The sequence below is a fragment of the Alicyclobacillus hesperidum subsp. aegles genome, assembly GCF_027923525.1.
Classification (GTDB): Bacteria; Bacillota; Bacilli; order Alicyclobacillales; family Alicyclobacillaceae; genus Alicyclobacillus; species Alicyclobacillus aegles.
This window is the reverse complement of sequence record NZ_BSBJ01000005.1, coordinates 198,828-217,938: the sequence shown is the minus strand read 5'-3', so window position 1 is coordinate 217,938 and position 19,111 is coordinate 198,828. Positions and strand designations below refer to the sequence as shown.

Annotated in this window: 17 protein-coding genes; 7 read left to right on the top strand and 10 right to left on the bottom strand. The window is 51.5% G+C overall.

Annotation, left to right across the window (positions count from 1 at the left end; all coding sequences use genetic code 11):
- Positions 1-353: 353 nt before the first annotated feature.
- The 7 genes from QMF38_RS03875 (at position 354) to QMF38_RS14785 (ending at position 7,540) form a co-directional block, all read left to right on the top strand.
- Complete coding sequence (locus QMF38_RS03875; RefSeq protein WP_281758735.1) at positions 354-1,784, top strand: ABC transporter substrate-binding protein; 1,431 nt, start codon at positions 354-356, stop codon at positions 1,782-1,784.
- Positions 1,785-1,928: 144 nt separating this feature from the next.
- Positions 1,929-2,798, top strand: a complete 870-nt coding sequence (locus tag QMF38_RS03870; RefSeq protein ID WP_281758734.1) for a carbohydrate ABC transporter permease — start codon at positions 1,929-1,931, stop codon at positions 2,796-2,798.
- A 260-nt stretch (positions 2,799-3,058) separates the two neighbouring features.
- Positions 3,059-3,661 carry a carbohydrate ABC transporter permease gene (locus QMF38_RS03865; protein WP_281758818.1) on the top strand — a complete coding sequence of 201 codons (603 nt, stop codon included), beginning with the start codon at positions 3,059-3,061 and terminating at the stop codon, positions 3,659-3,661.
- 105 nt (positions 3,662-3,766) lie between these two features.
- Positions 3,767-4,540, top strand: coding sequence for a sugar phosphate isomerase/epimerase family protein (locus tag QMF38_RS03860; protein WP_281758733.1), 774 nt, complete (start codon positions 3,767-3,769; stop codon positions 4,538-4,540).
- 27 nt (positions 4,541-4,567) lie between these two features.
- A complete protein-coding gene (locus tag QMF38_RS03855) occupies positions 4,568-5,383 on the top strand; it encodes a sugar phosphate isomerase/epimerase family protein (protein WP_281758732.1) in 816 nt (271 codons plus the stop codon).
- 17 nt (positions 5,384-5,400) lie between these two features.
- Positions 5,401-6,594 carry a Gfo/Idh/MocA family protein gene (locus tag QMF38_RS03850; protein WP_281758731.1) on the top strand — a complete coding sequence of 398 codons (1,194 nt, stop codon included), beginning with the start codon at positions 5,401-5,403 and terminating at the stop codon, positions 6,592-6,594.
- Positions 6,595-6,859: 265 nt separating this feature from the next.
- Complete coding sequence (locus tag QMF38_RS14785; protein WP_390853947.1) at positions 6,860-7,540, top strand: MgtC/SapB family protein; 681 nt, start codon at positions 6,860-6,862, stop codon at positions 7,538-7,540.
- Positions 7,541-7,706: 166 nt separating this feature from the next.
- On the opposite strand, the gene tpx is transcribed toward QMF38_RS14785, so the two are convergent.
- The 10 genes from tpx to QMF38_RS03790 form a co-directional block, all read right to left on the bottom strand.
- Positions 7,707-8,222 (bottom strand): thiol peroxidase, encoded by a 516-nt coding sequence (gene tpx / locus QMF38_RS03835; RefSeq protein WP_281758730.1) that lies wholly within the window; start codon positions 8,220-8,222, stop codon positions 7,707-7,709.
- Between the two features lie 107 nt (positions 8,223-8,329).
- Positions 8,330-8,707 (bottom strand): DUF488 domain-containing protein, encoded by a 378-nt coding sequence (locus QMF38_RS03830; RefSeq protein ID WP_281758729.1) that lies wholly within the window; start codon positions 8,705-8,707, stop codon positions 8,330-8,332.
- 45 nt (positions 8,708-8,752) lie between these two features.
- On the bottom strand, positions 8,753-9,724 hold the full coding sequence (locus QMF38_RS03825; RefSeq protein ID WP_058095643.1) for a hypothetical protein: 972 nt from the start codon (positions 9,722-9,724) through the stop codon (positions 8,753-8,755).
- Entirely contained in the window at positions 9,721-10,764 is a 1,044-nt protein-coding gene (locus QMF38_RS03820) for a phosphodiester glycosidase family protein (protein WP_281758728.1), read from the bottom strand. Before QMF38_RS03820 ends, QMF38_RS03825 begins: the two co-directional genes overlap by 4 nt.
- 111 nt (positions 10,765-10,875) lie before the next feature.
- Positions 10,876-12,993: an FUSC family protein gene (locus QMF38_RS03815; protein WP_281758727.1), complete on the bottom strand. Its 2,118-nt coding sequence runs from the start codon at positions 12,991-12,993 to the stop codon at positions 10,876-10,878.
- A gap of 91 nt (positions 12,994-13,084) precedes the next feature.
- Positions 13,085-14,038, bottom strand: a complete 954-nt coding sequence (locus QMF38_RS03810) for an ABC transporter ATP-binding protein (RefSeq protein WP_281758726.1) — start codon at positions 14,036-14,038, stop codon at positions 13,085-13,087.
- Entirely contained in the window at positions 14,016-15,062 is a 1,047-nt protein-coding gene (locus tag QMF38_RS03805; RefSeq protein ID WP_281758725.1) for an ABC transporter ATP-binding protein, read from the bottom strand. The genes QMF38_RS03810 and QMF38_RS03805 overlap by 23 nt, the downstream gene beginning before the upstream one ends.
- Positions 15,055-16,035, bottom strand: a complete 981-nt coding sequence (locus tag QMF38_RS03800; RefSeq protein WP_281758724.1) for an ABC transporter permease — start codon at positions 16,033-16,035, stop codon at positions 15,055-15,057. The genes QMF38_RS03805 and QMF38_RS03800 overlap by 8 nt, the downstream gene beginning before the upstream one ends.
- Before the next feature lie 15 nt (positions 16,036-16,050).
- Positions 16,051-16,968 carry an ABC transporter permease subunit gene (locus QMF38_RS03795; protein ID WP_281758723.1) on the bottom strand — a complete coding sequence of 306 codons (918 nt, stop codon included), beginning with the start codon at positions 16,966-16,968 and terminating at the stop codon, positions 16,051-16,053.
- Between the two features lie 172 nt (positions 16,969-17,140).
- Entirely contained in the window at positions 17,141-19,054 is a 1,914-nt protein-coding gene (locus QMF38_RS03790; RefSeq protein ID WP_281758722.1) for an APC family permease, read from the bottom strand.
- Positions 19,055-19,111 lie beyond the last annotated feature (57 nt).

The window sequence follows — 19,111 nt, the reverse complement described above, 5'->3', positions numbered from 1 at the left end:
AGGAATATACCAAATCCGGGGCGCTTGCGACGACAGCGTATGCGCGAATGTTGTTAAGTGTTATTCCTTATTGCTTGACCCTAAATGAATTAATTATAGTCGATATTTACGAATTAGATATTAAGACAGCAGTGTCAAGCCAACAAAACAAACGTTCATTCACTCAGGACTTCCAACATTCCTTAATTCAGAATCTTGTCTGTTGGGCACATCCGCACGAATACATCCTTCACAGCATTCATATGTCTATCAGCGAAGGAAGCCTTTCCTACGGCTCGTTCGCTAAACAGAGGTTTTGATGGAGATGTCACAGGTGCTGTTGGGAATTTAAACATCTTCAAGGAGTCCTGCGGATGCCTCTGATGAAAGCGCTTCCTAATGAGAACCATTGCAACACTTTGCTCTACAAAGGAGGAACATCTGTGTGTAAGTCAACGAAATGGACTAAAAGAAAACCTCTTCTAGTAGTATCTTCTGCGGTACTCGCAGCCATGGCCGGAATTCCCTTGACTGCTTACGCAGGAACACATCCTTCGGTCACACTTAGCGTATATGTAGGCTACGATGCTAACAATCCTCAGGCACAGGCAAACCTTTATAACAAAATTCTTATTCCCGAATTTGAAAAGGAAAATCCGGGTGTCAAAGTGACATGGTCTTACTACTCGTCTTCAACTCAGGAAAATACTGAGTTGCAAACCGCGATCGCGACGCACCAAGGCCCGAATATCTTTGAACTCGGAACGACTTTCATTCCTACGGCTTATGCGACAAAGGAGTTTCACGTGTTGTCTAATGCAGACTGGAAGGTTATTGGCGGGAAGGATAAGTTTTTCGGACCCCAACTGACCATGTCGGGACCCAATTCAAGTCATTACATCGGTGTTCCGGAGATGATGCTACCGTTTGCGATGGTCTACAACACAAAGTTGCTGAAAGCCGCTGGTATATCAAAACCACCCGTAACATGGACGCAATTCGTAATCGACGCGAAGAAGATGACCAATCCGAAAAAGGGACAGTGGGGAACAGTTATCGACCCTGAAGACTCCTACGATCCTTGGAAGATCGTCTGGGCATATTCAAAGCAACTTGGGTCAGACTTCCTCAGCCCTAATTTAAAAACAGCAACGCTCGATTCTCCACAGGTTGTGAACGCCATGACATTCTGGTTCGACTGGTTAACCAAATACAAAATTGTCTCCTCAAACGATCTGACATATAAAAATACCGATGCACTTCAGCAGTTTGAAAATGGCCACATCGGCATGTGGGTATTTCAAGGTCCCTCTCTAATTCCATCCTTGAATCAATCAGCGGTTAAGGGAGATTACGCATTTGCGCCACTTCCCACCATCCCTTATGGATTGAAGTCACGTCCTAAGGGAGGTACGCCGACACAGACCATCGTATCTGGTCAGGATTTAGCCATCCCATCTTATACTACTGGTTCTACCTATCAGGCGGCATTAAAGTGGGTGAAATTTATTACGGATCCGAAACAACAGCAGGAACTATTTAGCGTCTATGGCGATCTTCCCGTTACTAAACAAGCTTATAAAGGCGACGCGTCACTGAATACACCCATGATAAAAGCGTTTGTGCAATCGGAAGAGCATGCAAGTCCAACTCCATTCTCTGGAGATTGGGGGAACCTTGAGACCATTTTTGCTGGAGTCACCAATAAATTGGCCGACGAACTCGCGACGAACACGTTTCAACCCAAAGACATCGCAAACGAACTCAAATCCGCAAATGCACAAGTTCAACAATCACTGCAGTAAGGTTTCGTCCTGACAGAAACGAGCCTACCCTTGGTAGTGGTAGAGGGATGTGAGACTATGGTCGACAGATCAACCTCCCCATTGATGGTACAATCAACGAAGTTTCGGCGGAAGGGGCCTCGCACACACAGGCCCCCCTACTGGATGCTTGCACCCGCTACATTTCTTCTTGTGATCATTGTGTTGATCCCATTTATGGTCAGTATTTACACCAGTTTTACGAGTCTAAATCAATACTCGATCGGGGACTGGCTTCATGCACCATTTATAGGAATAAAAAATTACGTAAGTGCATTTACACAGGGGAATGCCGTCGGCGCGTCAGCATTACGAAGCCTCTGGGTAAGTGTTGCATTCTCTTTACTTACCACCATTTGCATCACGCCCATTGGTATTATTGCAGCTTTGCTAGTAAACACACCTTTCCGTGGGCGTTCATTGGTGCGTGCGCTGTTTCTGATCCCATATGTCATGCCGGTTTTTGTTAATGCCATCACTTGGCGCCTGCTCTTTATGAATGGATGGGGCCTGATCGACAAGCTACTAGCGTGGCTCCATATAGGAAGCGTCAACACCTTCTGGCTAATTGGCCCAAGAAGTTTCTGGGCTATGATCATTGCAGATGTTTGGTCGTCGTGGCCGTTTATTTACCTTATGGTATTAGCAGGTCTCCAAGGCATCCCTAAGGAACTTTACGAATCGGCCTACATGGACGGCTCGACACATCTCAAAAGCTTTTTTGCCATTACATTACCATCATTACGTTCAGTCTTGAGCTTAGCCCTCCTGTTGTCGACACTTAACCACTTCAACAACTTCACATTACCGTTCATAATGTTTGGAACACCACCGTCGCCGCAGGCTGATGTGTTGCCCTTAAATGTCTATGTCACGTCGTTTCAAACGTTCGACTTTGGCTTGGGTGCCGCAATGTCCTTGATTACATTATTCTTGATGATGATCCCGGCATACCTCTACATTCGCATGCTACGGCTCGGGGAGGTGACGACGTGACGCATAGTATAACCATGGAACGGAGATTGTGGCGTTGGTTGAGAATAGTAGGAGTCGCATGGTTTAGCCTGGCCATTTTGCTACCTGTAGCGTACGTCGTTCTCGTGTCGCTGACTCCTGACACAGAGGTGGGAGATGGCTCAATCCTTCCAACACATATTGCTTGGAATAACTACCGGCTTATGTGGTCTACCGTACATCTTGCGCACGATATTGGTAATAGTGTGGTAATTTCAGGATGCACAGGCTTCTTGGCGACAATGGTCGCGCTGCTCGCGTCGTATGTTCTCTCACGGTTTCGCTTCCGCGGACGCAAGCCATTTTTGATCTCGCTTATTACAATGCAGACTATACCGCAGGTTATGATGCTTTTGCCGCTGTTTGTAATTCTTGTAATAATTCAAAATGTGCTGAGAGTGCATTTAGTAGGGCAATACGCCACGATCATTGTGACATACCTTACGTTTGCATTGCCGTTCGCATGTTGGTTGTTAATGTCCTATATGTCCAGTATACCTATAGAGCTAGAAGAAGCTGCACAGGTGGACGGATGCACGCGTTTCCAAACGCTTACACACGTTGTGCTACCGTTAATTTTACCTGGGATGGTCGTGACATTTGTATTTTCCTTCCTTCTTGGTTGGAGCGACGTCCTGTTCGCCAGTGTACTTACTACGCCATCAACGCAGACGGTCGCCGTAGGATTACAATCGTACGTTGCGACGGGGGAATCGGGTGGTACAGTCTTTTGGGGACAACTAATGGCAGCAAGTCTTACCAGTGGGATCCCGGTTGTCATTATCTTCCTTTTCCTTCAGCGCTTTATCATCGGAGGATTGGCACATGGGGCGGTCAAAGGGTGAACTGAATTATTGTTGGGCAGGTTCAACCGTGACGGACATGGGGGGAACAGCATGGTGACACTATCCGCGTTCGCAGACGAAATTTCGCCGGATTTACAGGTTCAGTTGGATGTTTTGGAGGACGAGGCGATCTCGCATATCGAGTTTCGCGGAGTCTGGAACAAGAATGTATTAGACCTTTCTAACGCTGAATTGGAATCAGTACGGAATCAGTTGCGTGCGCGGGGAATTCGGGTATCGGCAGTCGGGTCACCCATCGGTAAAATATCTGTCCACGATGATTTTGGCGAACATCTGCAGAAATTCGAACGGGCCATTGCCATCGCTGATACTTTTGATACGCCATTCATTCGCATTTTCTCGTTTTTCATTCCCGATGACTCATCGGCAGACGAACATCGGACGGAAGTTTTGTGGAGGATCGGCGAGCTCGTTCGGCGAGCAGAAGAAGCTGGCGTCGTACTTTTGCATGAAAACGAGAAGGGTATATATGGAGAATCTCCAGCACGTTGCCTCGACCTTTTCGCTACTTGTTCATCGACGTCCCTTCAAGCAGTGTTCGACCCTGCTAATTTTGTCCAATGTGGTGTCAAACCTTTTCACGAAGCACTTCCTCTTTTGCAATCTCATGTGGCATATGTTCATATCAAGGACGCTCTGTTCGAGGGAAAACGTGTGGTTCCGGCAGGGGAGGGAGATGGTGAGGTCCGCGACGTACTCGCCGCTCTTTTTCAGAGAGGCTACAACGGATTCTTATCTTTGGAACCACACTTGGCTCTTTCCTCTGCTTTTTGCGGATTTAGTGGCCCCGATTTGTTCCGTATCGCTGCACGGTCTCTGAAGTCTATTCTTGAAGAACTCGGCCAACCTTGGTGTTAGATTGAGCAAACAGGGAGGAACATGTCCATGCGCATCGCATATTCCAATCTCGCGTGTCCTGAGTGGTCCATCGAAGAAGTATTTGCAAAGGCCGTTCAATTCGGATTCGACGGTGTTGAGATTCGCCTTTTGGACGGCGAAGTCATCTCTCCGGAACTTGACAGCGACGTGCAGCAGCGACTCAAACGTCTTGCAGTCGATAGCGGCGTTGAGATGGTCGGGATCGGGGCGTCCACGAAGTTTGCAACGGCCGATGAAGGGGCGCGGCGGCGAAACGTGAAGGAGTTGCTGCAGTACATAGAGCTGGCAGCACGCCTCGAGGTGCCCTTTGTGAGGACATTTGGCGGAACCTTTCGTGCGGATCATTTATGTGATGCACAAGCGGTTGCTTATGTGGCGGATTCATTGGCACAAGTGGCTCCACGAGCAGAGGCATTAGGTGTTGCCGTCCTGCTTGAGACGCACGACGACTTTTCGCGTTCCAGTTTGGTTCGCGATGTCGTCTCGCAAGTGGGAAGTTCGGCACTCGGTGCCCTGTGGGACACTCATCACCCATACCGCATGGGTGAAACCGTCGCTGAGACTTTCGAAAATTTGAGGGAGACATTGCGGCACGTCCACCTCAAGGACGCACGCAGAGTCGATGACGGGTGGCAATTGGTCGCATTCAACCAAGGGGAGGTGCCTGTTCGCGAGATCGTCCAGACACTTGTCGCTCATGGCTACGATGGAGTCCTGTGTATCGAATGGGAGCGCAAGTGGCACCCGGAAATCGAAGCAGCTGAAACGGCATTACCCAAGCATCTAGCGATTTTACAGGACTACTTGGCCAACTTGGAATAAAAGGGGAGTTGAAAAGGATGACGGCATCACATGGAAGCGGTACAGTGAAAGTCGGATTGGTGGGTCTCGGCAATATCGGAACGACACATATGTCGTACTTATCGGACATGGATCACGTCGAGGTTGTGGGCGTGTGCGACGTCGTTCGCGAGCATGCGGATGCGTTCGCCAGACGTTACGGAACAACTCCTTACTACAATCATCTAGATCTGTTCGATCACAGTGGACTGGACGCCGTCATCATCGCCGTACCTCATTACGCACATGTCCCTGTCGCGATCGACGCCTTCGCCCGCGGCATCCATGTGCTTTGCGAAAAGCCACTCGCTGTTCATGTGAACGACGCGAAAAAGATGATCGATGCTTACGAAGACGCAAAGCGCAGAAAGCCCGATCTGCAATTTGGCATCATGTTTCAGGAACGAACGTATCCGTTTTATCAAAAATTAAAAGACCTTATCGACCACGGCGATCTCGGCCGCTTAACGCGTGTCACATGGATCAACACAACTTGGTTTCGCACACAAGCATACTACGACAGTGGAAGTTGGCGTGCCACGTGGGCGGGCGAAGGAGGCGGCATTCTAACAAACCAGTGCCCGCACAATCTCGACATGTACCAATGGCTGTTCGGCCTTCCTTCGCGTATCAGCGGCTTTGCCCACATCGGAAAATACCATAAGATCGAGGTAGAGGACGAAGTCACGGCGTACTTTGAACACGAAAACGGCATGATAGGTCACTTTATCGTCACGACAGGCGAATCGCCTGGCACGAATCGCCTGGAGATTGTCGGGGAACACGGCAAGGTGGTTTACGAGGATGCAAAGATTGTATTCCATCGAAATCGCGAGTCCATGTTCAAGTTCTCTGCGGAATCAAAACTAGGATTTGCTCATGTGGAGAATTGGTACACGGAAATCCCGGTAAACACCAAGGTGCCGACTGGACACCACGTCGTCGCGGATCGCTTTTTCAACGCCATTCTCGGTTCGTCTGAACCACTCATTGCCTATGGCGCGGAAGGTCTTAACGGGCTCCAGTTGGCCAACGGGATCATGCTGTCATCGTTTACAAAGCAGATGATCGATGTGCCATTTGACGCCGATGAGTACGAAAGTATTCTGCAGGAACTCATCAAAAGTTCCCAATTCGTCAAACCGACCGCGGATGGTGCTGTGCTCAATATGAGCGACTCCTTTAACGTTTGAGTCTAACGCATAGCTTCATCCAGATAGATAACGGAGCATCCCATAATTGCCGCCGCCTTGTCGAAGGCGGCGGTTGTATTATGTGGTAAAGTGAAAGAAAGATGGTGAATATTGCAAGGATAAAAGCGAAAGCTATCCTAGGTGTGGCAAGGGGGGCGGATTGAGCGTATTCGTGAATGTGTTTTGTTGCAGCACAATTCACCATGGGCGATTCCCGCTGTCTGCTGGTTTCGCAAGTATGACGAAATCGGCCGAGGAGGACTCTATGCACCACAATTGGGAGTTTATGTTGCGCCTTTTGTTAGCCGGCGTGCTTGGAGCGGCTATCGGGGTCGAGCGGAAAGTTCACTATAAACAGGCCGGTATGCGAACGCATTTCGTAGTTGCTGTCGGCAGTGCCCTCATGATGATCGTTTCTAAATACGCGTTTGCGGATGTGATCCATAATCATACGATTGTGTTAGACCCAAGCCGAATCGCCGCGCAAGTGGTGAGTGGAATTGGATTCCTTGGCGCTGGCGTCATTATCTTTCAGCGAAACGCTATTCGCGGTCTCACGACAGCTGCCGGGGTATGGGCAACGGCGGGGATTGGATTGGCGGTTGGAGCCGGTTTATACATCCTTGGCATAACGTGTGCGGGCCTCGTGCTCGTTGGTTTTGTCCTTTTGAAACCGCTTGAGCGTCGATTCATCAAGAATATGCAGCACATCATGATTACAGCCAATGATAGCCCAGGGCTGATTGGGAAAATCAGCTCCGCGTTGGAGCGATTCGGAATGAGTATTGAACAAATCTTGATTGACCGAACGGATGAAGAAAAAAGCCTGGTGGATATCGATTTATACGTGCGTATTCATCAACACATGTCAAGCAAGGAGAAAGTCATGCAGGCAATTGCAGAAATCGACGGTATCAAGCAAATTGTGATGCCATCGGAGACGTGACGAAACCAGGAATCGCATGTTCCCTCCTTGCATGATTGTTACGTCCGATAATATATATTATGTTAACTAATAAAACCGAAAATGGCTGTACAGACAAGAACACTTCCATCTCGTCCGTACAGCCATCAAACTGAATGCTACCGAATGCTACGGTTGTAAACGCGAATTACTTCGCCGCCTTGGCAGTTTCGAGCGCAGCTTCGTAATTCGGGTGCTGACCGGCAGTCGGTACATATTCGACGTACACGATCTTATCATTCGAATCGACGACGAAAACAGCGCGGCTTTCGAGGCGAACTTCCTTAATATATGTACCATATGCACTTCCGAAAGACATGTCTCGGTGATCCGAAAGCGTCTGAACTCGCTCGACACCAGCCGCACCACACCAGCGCTTTTGAGCAAATGGCAAGTCTGCGCTAATGGTCAGAATGACCACGTTTTCACCTAGTTCACTAGCCGCTTCATTAAAGCGTCGTGTTTGTGCATCGCACACACCCGTATCCAAAGAAGGCACGACACTTATGATACGAACTTTGCCGCGGGAGTCAGCCAGTGTGACGGTGGATAGGTCATTGGCAATTACTTGAAAGTCAGGTGCTGTATCTCCAACTTTCAGTTCGGGCCCAATCAACGTGCACGCTTGATCGATGAAAGTAAATGCGCCTTTGCGTTCAACCATCTTGCATATCTCTCCTCTGCTTCTGAGTTACACGCGTGATCGGCACGCTTGCCATTTCATTGTAGCGGATGGCGCGCAGTTCCCCAACATCGAGTTGCAAAAATCACTCATCGTAAACGCTGTAAACGCTCGAGCACGTATGCCTTAAGCACGACGGCATGGTTGTGTTGTACGTCGCGCGCGGCGTAGACGAGCGTAACAGAGCCTTCCTGCAACCACTGCACGATTTGACCCACCGCCTGTTGATGCGATTCATCAGTGTCCAGTTCTTCCCGGTATAAAGTAGAGAACTCCGCAAAGCGGTTGGGATCATGTGCGAACCATGTTCGCAACTGAGGCGACGGAGCAACGTTTTTCAACCAATGGCCAATTTGTGCATCTTCCTTGCGTACACCGCGTGGCCATAGGCGATCAACCAATACGCGAATGCCATCGGTCTTGACTGCCGGATCATATACGCGCTTGCAATCAAGGTGACCGTACACTACGATCCCGCCCCCCCTTCGCTTAAAACCGTTCGCCTCCGCATCTTATACGGAGGCGTTCGTTACTGCCGATGGATTCAGTACCAAATCTCCTGTACCGGTAACAGAAATGCGACTCGCCAAAATCGGCCGGGTGAGTTGTTTGACCAATTGCGTCGTCCCTTGGGTCTGTTTGTACACCGATGTCACCAAGCCATTGCTGTTCACATTCCCGTAATACAACGTGTCGCCGATCACGCTGATCAGTGCGGCATTTGCTTTGACGAGCTGCGCATTCATCTCGAAATCCGGCGTATAACTGCTTGTTGCACTCGTTTCCGACAGCTTGAGGACATTCCATACGCCATTCTGATTGATTTCAACGTACAGAATTTTGCCCGTTTGCGTCATCGCAATGTTTTTCACGTAACCGGCGGGCACAGGAACAGATTGCACATCTTCCATGGTTCCCACGTGATAAATCTCGCTTGACCCATTGGACGTGATCAATACGAATATGTCATTTGTCTGTGTACTGTAGGTAACCTTGGTAATCTGTGCATCTGGCGAAAGGCCACTAAATACTGGCACGCTTGCTGCAGTGACATCCGCCTGTTGCCCGTTTGACACGTAGAACGTGTTCAATTCCAAATCGCCAGGCGATCTTTGCTCACCCACAAAGACTTCCGTATTGCCCAACCAGTCGACGTATTGCACAGGATAAAGATCCGTGGCTTCGCTAACCTGTTTGCCGGTCTCTAACGACACAACGTGAACGACATCCGTGCCATTGGTAGCCGTATCGACGTAGGTCGCGTACTGACCGTTTGGCGATTCTGTCACACCCTGATAGTGCTGCTTCAGGTTTGCTAGAACTTGTGTCGAGCGGACTTGGACAAGCCGCTGAATAGCACGCTCTGTGGCGACTTGTTGAGAATTCAACAAATGGTTCAAGTGATGAAAAAACGCGACTTCAATCATTGTCGCCAAGCCAGCAACACCTAAGAACAAGCGACCGAGTCGGCGTCTAGACGTCATTTCGAACTGCCTCCCACTTCTGGCATTACGACAAACGACGTGGCAACGCTGCGCGCTCCAGTCAAGTCAACTGGTGTGTTGACCAGTCGGCCGTTATACACCATGGTGGTCGACGAACCGCCATCGAGATCGGCCGCGATCACAGCGTGATATTGCAACATGAGTTCCGTAATATCCGCCATCGATGCCCCGAGTTGTCCGTACTGACCGCGGCCATCGGTGACAATTAAAATCACCTTGCCATTTGCTGTTTGACCAATCGCTGTTCGCGGATTATACCCCTGGTCTGGGACCGATACAGGTTGCCCATTCAACACGAGCACCGGCCCAAAACTGAGTGCCTCCTGCACATTCTTTTGTTGAAGTTCAGAGAGCGAATAGTCTCCCGCAATCATCTGACCGCCACTTGTAAACGCGATCTCCGGGTACTTCGCAGTCGTGCCAGCACCTGTGATAACCTTCCCGTCGTGAATCGTAATGCCGAGAGGGTTCGCACCTGTCCCCTGCTGATTCGTATCCGAGAAAGCACCGCCGTTAATGCCAGCAACCGCGCCTACATCATTGACCATCTGTTGGACGGTTTCGCCATTGTGCCCCATGTATTTGGTGACGGCAACACGAATTCGCTTTGGATTGTCCACCACCATAATGTAGGCGGTGAATGTTTCGCCATGGTAGGTGTATAGGTGAATGGCGCCATCGCCATTCGTATAGTTTTTTGTCGCAATCTCGGAAATCGGAGTCGTCTCCGACACCATGCCGTTCTTCGCCAAAGCGTGAGCCTCGATGGCTGCATTCGACACAGTATAGAGCGACAATGGCCGCAACAAATAGCCATGTCGGGTTTCGTCAAACGTGTCGATCACGTAATTGCGAACAGCTGAGAATGGACCATGAAAAATGAGCAAGGACGACGAAACGAAGATGTATAAAAAGCATGCGAAAGCAAAGGTTACCCATCGCTTCCGTGAACGACGCGGCTGATTCGCCTGCTGTCGTCGCTTGTTGTCTGTCGCTTGCTCTCGTCTCGTGCGATCCACCTTATCCCTCCCGTCATTCACACATACTCGTGATCCTATCATATAGACGGCTTGGGTTTGAGGAAAGTTCGTTCGGACCTCAGAGCGAAGTCTGCATCCGGCATTTGTAGATCAGATATTCGACGCCACGATGTCCATCTGCAGCATACGGACAATTGTCCACGCCGTGTTGTCCATTCGCACAAACGCGCGAGCAATGACGTCTTGCTGTGCCAAATCTACATCAATTGCGAACGCGGCTGTCACGGCCCTTTCCCTTCCCCGCTTGTCCCCCAGCGTTTCCGTGGCATTCCTGCGGATGATCGTCTCAATCAGATTCAGTCCACGCTCGATGTCCAGACCTATCTCCACAACATCCTCGCCAATCGGTTCTTCGATCCGCCGCTCCAACACGTACGCCTCAATGGAGAGCAACGTATCTGACAGGCGATGGATGGCAACCAACACGCCGAGCAGCGTGTGCGGATTCCATGTCGGACCGACCGGTTCGTTTAACATTTGGCGAATGGCAACCGCCGCGTTTGTGCGCGAAACGCGGACTGCGCTCCTCTGACTTTGGAAATTGCGCGGTGAAGGGCTTGTACCTTGCGGATCGCGAAGTGTTTTGAAGACAGCATGAAAGTATGTTCTTTGCGCCGCTACAGCATCTGCGATCACGCTGTGAATTTCGCGGTATTGCCAAGTCGGCCAGACGAGATAGACGAGAAAGGCGAGGAAACTGCCTAGCACTGTATCCAGCAGGCGATCTTCCATCGTCACGAAGGCAGGCGCGCGCTCAAAGAACGATAGCAGAACCACCGTTTCGGCTGTCAATGCGCAACTAAACAATGCGTAGTTAAAGTTGACAAGCATATACATCGCTGCCGCGAAGACGACGATGAGCAAACTGCCAAACATGCCCGTCTTGTCGTGCACGCCAACCATGAGGACGGTCGCAAGTAAAATACCGGCGACTGTGCCGATCACGCGGGCGATGCCGCGTCCGAAGGTCGCCGTAAAGTCAGGGCGCAAAATGATGTTTGCGGTCAACGGCAACCAATACGCATGTTGCCAAGGCAAGGCGCGCGCAGCAAGCATGCCAAGACCCATTGCACCACTCGCCCGCAACGCATGTCGAAATGTAGCGGAATGGAACGTCAAATGGCTAAGAAACGAATTCGCTGCCTTTTTGAGTCGGCGGCCTATCGACTCGCGAGCCTCGGCGGGTAAATGCCAAACTGTACGTTCGCTTAAATCGCGGTGCAGTTGCCGCAAGGCGACGGCGATTGCACGCACGTGTGCACAAACATCACCCTGCATCTGTTCTGCGAGCTCCTCCAATTCACTCGCCGCCTGAACCAATAGTTCGAAAGTCGACAAGGTGCGATTACGTCCTGCTGCAAACGCCCAAACATCGCCTCCGACTTGTTCGACAATGGATGAAACGCGTCGCAAGGCGTTAAGGGCAGCTGTCGACGACTCGTCGCGCTGACTGGTATACGCCCTGCCCTTTGCCATCTCGACGAGCGCGACCACATAGAATCGCACCTGTTCAGCGGCATTCAACAATCGATACAGCTTGGCACGCGCAGGCATACGCATATACGAGTCGCGCAATGTCGCATCCGCATCGACGAGTGCAGTGGCAACAGCAAGGTCTGTGTCGCGTGTGCGATCGCGCGCATAGGTCGCAAGCCTGTTGTACACCTGTGTGACCGCGTCGGCCTCCGCACTGTCAGTTGTACAAAGATCTACAACTATCATGATGGCCATCTGCAGGAGTCCGCCTGCGAGGACTAACCCCGCTCGATAAAACGCGCCACTCGGAGATTGCGGACTTGTCGAAATCAAAATCAAGGCATTGGTCGACAACAACCCCACTTGCCCCGCGGCAGCACTCACACCTATCATCATGCCTGCAATCCAGCCGCTGACCATGGTCAACAGCACGATGAGCCACGTGTGCGCCCCGGCGATTGCACCAACCAACGTGGTTACCGTCATCCATAAGGTTGCAAGCAACATCGTTCGCGTCCGACGTCGTGCGGTGCCGGCCGTGCCTGCAAAACCAGACACCAAAGCGCCGGCGGAGATGCCGACGCCTGAAAGTACATGCTGAGAAATAAGTCCGAAAACCAGTGGTAGCACGACGCCAAACGCGTTACGTATACCTGGTACAATCCGCAAATTGCCGGGATCGTGGTCCGTGACGGTATTGATACTTCTCCACGTTCTGCGCCGCAGCAACAAGCTGCACCCCGCCTTTCGGCCGTTGTCCGCAATCGTCTTCGTCTAGACTATACAATATCGTTTGCATGCGGATCTATGCCGAAATAAAGCCTTACGCTAGATGACAGGCCACTTGATGGTCAACGTCAATCGCCCGCAACTGTGGACGAACGTCGCGGCAACGGTCGACAGCTACAGGACATCGGGTGTGAAACGGACAACCACGTGGTAGATCGAACGGCGAGGGCATTTCGCCTGGCAATGCACGCAATTCTCTCCGTGCGCTGACGTTCGCAGGAATCGGTAGCACGGATGCGAATAAAGCCTTCGAATATGGGTGGTACGGCTTCTGAAACATCCGTTGCGTGGTGCCGACTTCGACGATCTGGCCGAGATACATGACCGCAATGCGGTCGGCAATTTGACCGACGGTCGGCAGGTTGTGTGATATAAATAGATACGAAAGATTCCGCTCTTGTTTCAACCTTATGAACAAGTCCATCATTTGTGCCTGCACGGAGACATCCAGTGCCGACACTGCTTCATCGCAAATGAGGAGTTTGGGTTCAACAGCTAAAGCTCTTGCAATCATTACGCGCTGTTGTTGGCCTCCAGACAATTCAAACGGAAAGGCCTCAGCCTGATCCGCATGTAACCCCACTTGTTCGAGCAACTGTCGCGCTATCTCCAAGCCTTCCCGCCGAGAAACAAGCCGTCGTGCAACCAACGGATCGATCACGTTGCGCCCGACGGTCATACGTGGGTGCAGCGCGGCCCCGGCGTCTTGAAACACCATCTGCATGTGTCGCCAGAATGGGCGCAGATCCCGGCGGGATCGACCAACAAGTTCTTGACCAAAAAGGCGCACACTGCCTGCATCCGGCGCGGTAAGTCCGATCGCACATCGCCCTAGGGTGGATTTTCCACTCCCGCTTTCACCGACGAGCCCGAGCGATTCACCTTCCCGAATCGATAGCGAAACATCTCGTACAGCGGGTAGTCGCTTTCCGCGGACGCGAAATGATTTTTCAATGTGACGCAGATCAAGGAATGGGGTAAGGCTCATGCTCATTCTCCCCTTGTACGTGATGACATGCGACGCGGTGATCTGGTCGCGTTTGTCGCAGCGCAGGTAGGCGTTCGCGGCACACCGTTGTGGCCATGTGACAGCGCGGCGCGAACGGGCAGCCTCGGGGAGCCTCAAGAAGCACGGGAGCAACTCCCGGGATCGGACGCAAGGGTCTATCCGGCTGTTCCGGATCAAATGATGCGGCGCGCAGGCCCAGTGTATACGGATGCGTTGGGAATTGCAGAAATTCGTCAATCGGCGCTTCTTCCATCACAATGCCCCCATACATGACCACAATGCGGTCACACGTATGGGCTGCAACGCCAAGATCATGCGTGACCATCACGACCGCTGTTCCGCGTTTGCGGCAGATGTCCGTCAACAGTGCCAGTACCTGCATTTGCACGGTCGAATCGAGTGCCGTCGTCGGCTCGTCGGCGAAAATCACCTTCGGCTCGCTGACAATGGCGCTTGCGATCATCGCCCGCTGTCGCATGCCCCCGGACAACTCGTGCGGGTATTGGTGGAAGCGCGCTTTCGCATCCGCAATGCCGAGCTCATGCATGATCTCGATCACGCGTCGATGTGCGGTGCGACGCGTACACAGACGATGATTGACCAATACTTCCGCGATTTGCGTCCCAATCGGCAAATAGGGATTAAAACCCTCTGCTAAGTTTTGAAAGACGACGCCGATGTCCTTTCCACGCACAGTGCGCAATTGCCGGTCGGACAACTGAACTAGATCCACTCCGTTAAACCACGCGTTTCCACGGATCACTCGCCCACCTTCTCCGAGCAAACCGAGAATGGACATCAGTGTCACCGACTTGCCTGATCCGCTCTCGCCAATAATACCAAGCCATTCACCAGGCCTTACGGAGAAATCGACACCGTTTACCGCATGGACCACTCCGTCGGCACGCTCGAACTGGACGACTAAATCTCGCACCTCGAGTACAGGTTGCTTGGATACATCGTTACTGAAGTCTGTTCGCGCTGCAACAACGTAGTCAGCCATGCATATTCACCCCCTTGCCACCCCTCGGCGTACGAAGTCGCGGCCACGTCGCAAACCAGCGCCTCGGCAATGGCTGTTGTGGGTTTAAAAGTGCTTGCAGGCCATCGCCTATCCACAAGAGCGCAATGACCATGGAGCAATATACGCCTAACGGAAACCAGAACAGCCAACGATAGCCGATGTACGATCCGCCACCGCCATTCAGTAAATTGAGAAGCAGATTGGAACCAGGCGGCAGTTGTCCGCCAGTCAGTGGAACATATTGTGGATCGAGCGCAATGAGTGTGGTGGACTGAAACAGCACAGACGCCACCTGGAATACGAAGAACACAATCATATTCGATGCAATTTGCGGCAACACATAGCGCGTCGCGATGTACCAGCGCGAACCACCTGCGAGAATTGCAGAGTCCATCAAGGTTCCATTGCGCACGGAAAGCGCGAGGCCGCGCGCCAGACGAGCGCATCCCGCCCATGTGACAAGGCCTATAGACAAGCCGACGTTCCAAGCACTAAAGCCTGTGACGACCACGATGAAGAGGGCGATGATGAGCGTCGGGATCGAAAAGGCAAAATCGGTGAACCGCATGAGCACGGCATCGATAATGCCGCCGAAGACGCCCGCCACAATGCCGACGATGAGGCCAATCGCAACCGAAATCGCCGCACCTGTCACACCGATAAGCAATGTACCGCCAAGGCCGCGCACGATTTGTGTCAATAGGTCTTGCCCGTATTGCCCGGTTCCAAATGGATGCGCCCAACTCGGACTTAGGTTTGCCTGAAAAATGTTTACTGTGGGCTGTCGGGTGACGAATGGGCCTACAATCGCGACGATAAATAGCAGCGCAATGTAGGCGAGGCCGATAACAGGCAGTCCATTTCGGCAAAACCGGCGCCAAGCTAAACGACGTCTACGTTTTCGGCCATGACTGGCGCGTTGGTGCCAATCGGAGATAGCGACGAACGACATAAACGTCCCTCCCTTTTATTCTGCGAGCGGATTGAGCCATAGATACGCAATGTCGATGAGTAGATTCAGAACCATAATAAATAGCCCGAAAATGAACAAAGTGATTGATAACGTTGTGCCACTGCCAAACGCAGGGGCGCCATAGGTCGTCACCTTAATCCCGAGCATGGTGCCAATGCCAGGAATCGCAAACGCTTGTTCTGCGATCACGGTGCAAAATAACGTCATCGGCGTTTGAGGACCCAAAAACGTCAGCAGGCCCGTCAGCGCAGGGCGCAATGCGTGGTGCACGACAACGCTTGCGGTACCTGCACCGCGAGCGCGCGCAGCTGCAATAAAGGATCTTTGCATCACTTCACGCATGCCGGATTCCGTGTACTTGACCATATAGCCGATATTAAAGCAGGCCACCGTCATGATCGGTAAAATGGCATCAGCAACAGAACCCCAACCATAACTGAGCGGAATGAGATGCCATCCTAAAGAGAACGTAAAAATGAGGATAACGGCCATATCTGCAGGTGGGACTTGCCCCAATAAAACGCAGAAAGCCGAAACTGCTTGCCAAAGTGGATTGCGTGGCTTCAAAGCTGCGAAAATGCCGCATGGAATACCGACGAGCGCGGAGACAAATAAGGAGCCAAACGTAAGAATGGAGCTGATTTCGAGCGAACGCAACACCAGTTCCCGCGTAATCTGCGGACCAGTGCCCCAATGCAAGGTACCGATGGCCACAAGACTTGTGTACACGGAATGCCAAAACGGGGCTGGTTTCGCCGATGATAGCCCTGGAATTGCCGAAGACTGGTTGGTTGCCGCGGGATTCAAGTATCCAAGTGCATTGCCTAAAATAATCAGGATGCACAGCAGCATCGGAATGACGGCTATACGCAATCCGATCACACGAATGATACGCAAGCGCTTTCCTGGCAATACAATCCCTCCAACCAACGTCTCATTTGGATGACTCTAGCATATCACCTGCAATCTCCTATAGAAACGATTTGGTTGGTGGATCCCGCATATTCACGCGTCACGACAAGAGAAAGCCGTATCGACCAACCTCAAGGATCGATACGGCTGTGTTGGATGTATGTGGTTTCCCCTACTTGCGCAAATGATATGGCACGGTCGAAACGACGACATCTTTGTGACGCAACATCCATGCGCGAATCAAAAGCGAAGTCTGGTTATGCAAAAGATTGTGCCACCACTTTTTCGGAACAAACTGCGCGATGAGCAACTGGATGTGGTCCGGCTTTCCACCTTCATACGTTTCAAGACGCCGAATAAACTTGGAAAGTGGGTATAAAAGTGACCGATATTCACTCTTAATGGTAATCAGTCGACAGGGTGCCCCCCATGCTTCCCACTTTTGTTCCATGCGCTCGATTGATTCGTCATCAAAGCCAATATACAACGCGATAACATCCGGTGTACTGCTCATAGCAAATGAGATGGTATCCACGACCAAACGATGAATCCCAGAAATGAGCACAACAGAGACAATTCTGTGCTTTTGTGGGCGAACCGTCTGCAAATCGATCCGCAATTCATCGGCAACCTCAATATAATGCTGGCGAATCTTCATGGCGATGAAAATCACCACAGGCAGAACGACGAGGACAATCCAGGCACCGCTCGTAAACTTGGTGACCGCAAAAATGACCGCGACCAGCCCTGTAATAAACGCGCCAAAACCATTAATGACGGCCTTTGTGCGCCACATCCTGCCTTTGACGCGGATCCAGCGCTTAAACAGGCCGAGTTGCGCCACGGTAAACGCCACGAATACGCCAATCGCGTACAACGGGATGAGGGCATTGGTTTGCGCATGGAATACCTCGATGAGCAGTGATGCCAGTGCCGCGAGTGCAATCATGCCATTGGAGTAGCCGAGGCGATCCCCGCGCAGGGTCAATGCCCGCGGCAAAAAGCGGTCGCTCGCCACTAAGGCAGCCAGCTGTGGGAAGCCAGTGAACGTCGAGTTGGCAGCTAAAATCAGCACGACGAACGTGCAAATAATGATGACCTGATACACGATGCCATGGCCAAAATAATCGCCAGCCAACTGCGATAGCATGGTGTTGTTCGGATTGACCGAAATGCCTCGCACGTAAAGGTGGTACGCAAAGCCTAAGAGCGTGATGCCTGTGATGATCCCCAGCGCGACGTAGGCTTTGATCGCCCCGTTTTTACCGTCGCGGAAGATGGGCACTGCGTTGGATATGGTTTCAACACCAGTGAGCGCCGAGCACGCGGAACTGAACGCCTTCAATAACAACATCAGGGTAAGCCCTGCAGGAATCGTGCCGAACGGGGGTGTGACAGGTTGTACAAACCCGTGATGCACTTCGTCATCGAAGCCAGCACCGATTAAAAACAACATACAAGCCATAAACAAAAACGTTGGATACGCAAATACCTTCGATGATTCCGAAACACCCCGCAAGTTCACGAACAGAATGACGATCACGCACAAAATCGACAACTCGGTCTCATGGTTGGCTAGAATTGGGTACGACGAAGCCATCGTCTGGACGCCAGACGACACAGACACGGCGACCGTTAACACGTAGTCGACCAACAGTGCGCTCGCGGCGACAAGGGAGACCCAAGGCCGCTGAAAGTTATCCTTGCTTATCGCATATGCGCCGCCGCCGTTCGGATACGCGATCACGCCCATGATATACGATGTAATCAAAATCATGAGCAACAGAACCGTGGATGCGGTGATGGGAATAATCATCCATTTCGCATCATTGCCAAGCGGTGCCAGCTCGGTAATCCCAGCTTCCGGGCCGTATGCGACGGACGAATAAAGGTCGGCCGCAAGCACCGGCAGTGCAATCCACCATGTCAACTTTAGCTTGGAGCCATGCAGTTCGCGAGATCGGATCGGCTTACCCACCACAATTCGCTTTACGTTGCCAAAATTCAGCAAGGCAAATGCGAGTGCCGCGATGATCACGCAAACGAGAACAGGGTGCAACCAAAATAACCCATGTGGATGATGCATATGATTTCTCCTCGTCGTGCACTTGTGCCAAACCTAGTTTGCCCAAGAAAAGCAAAA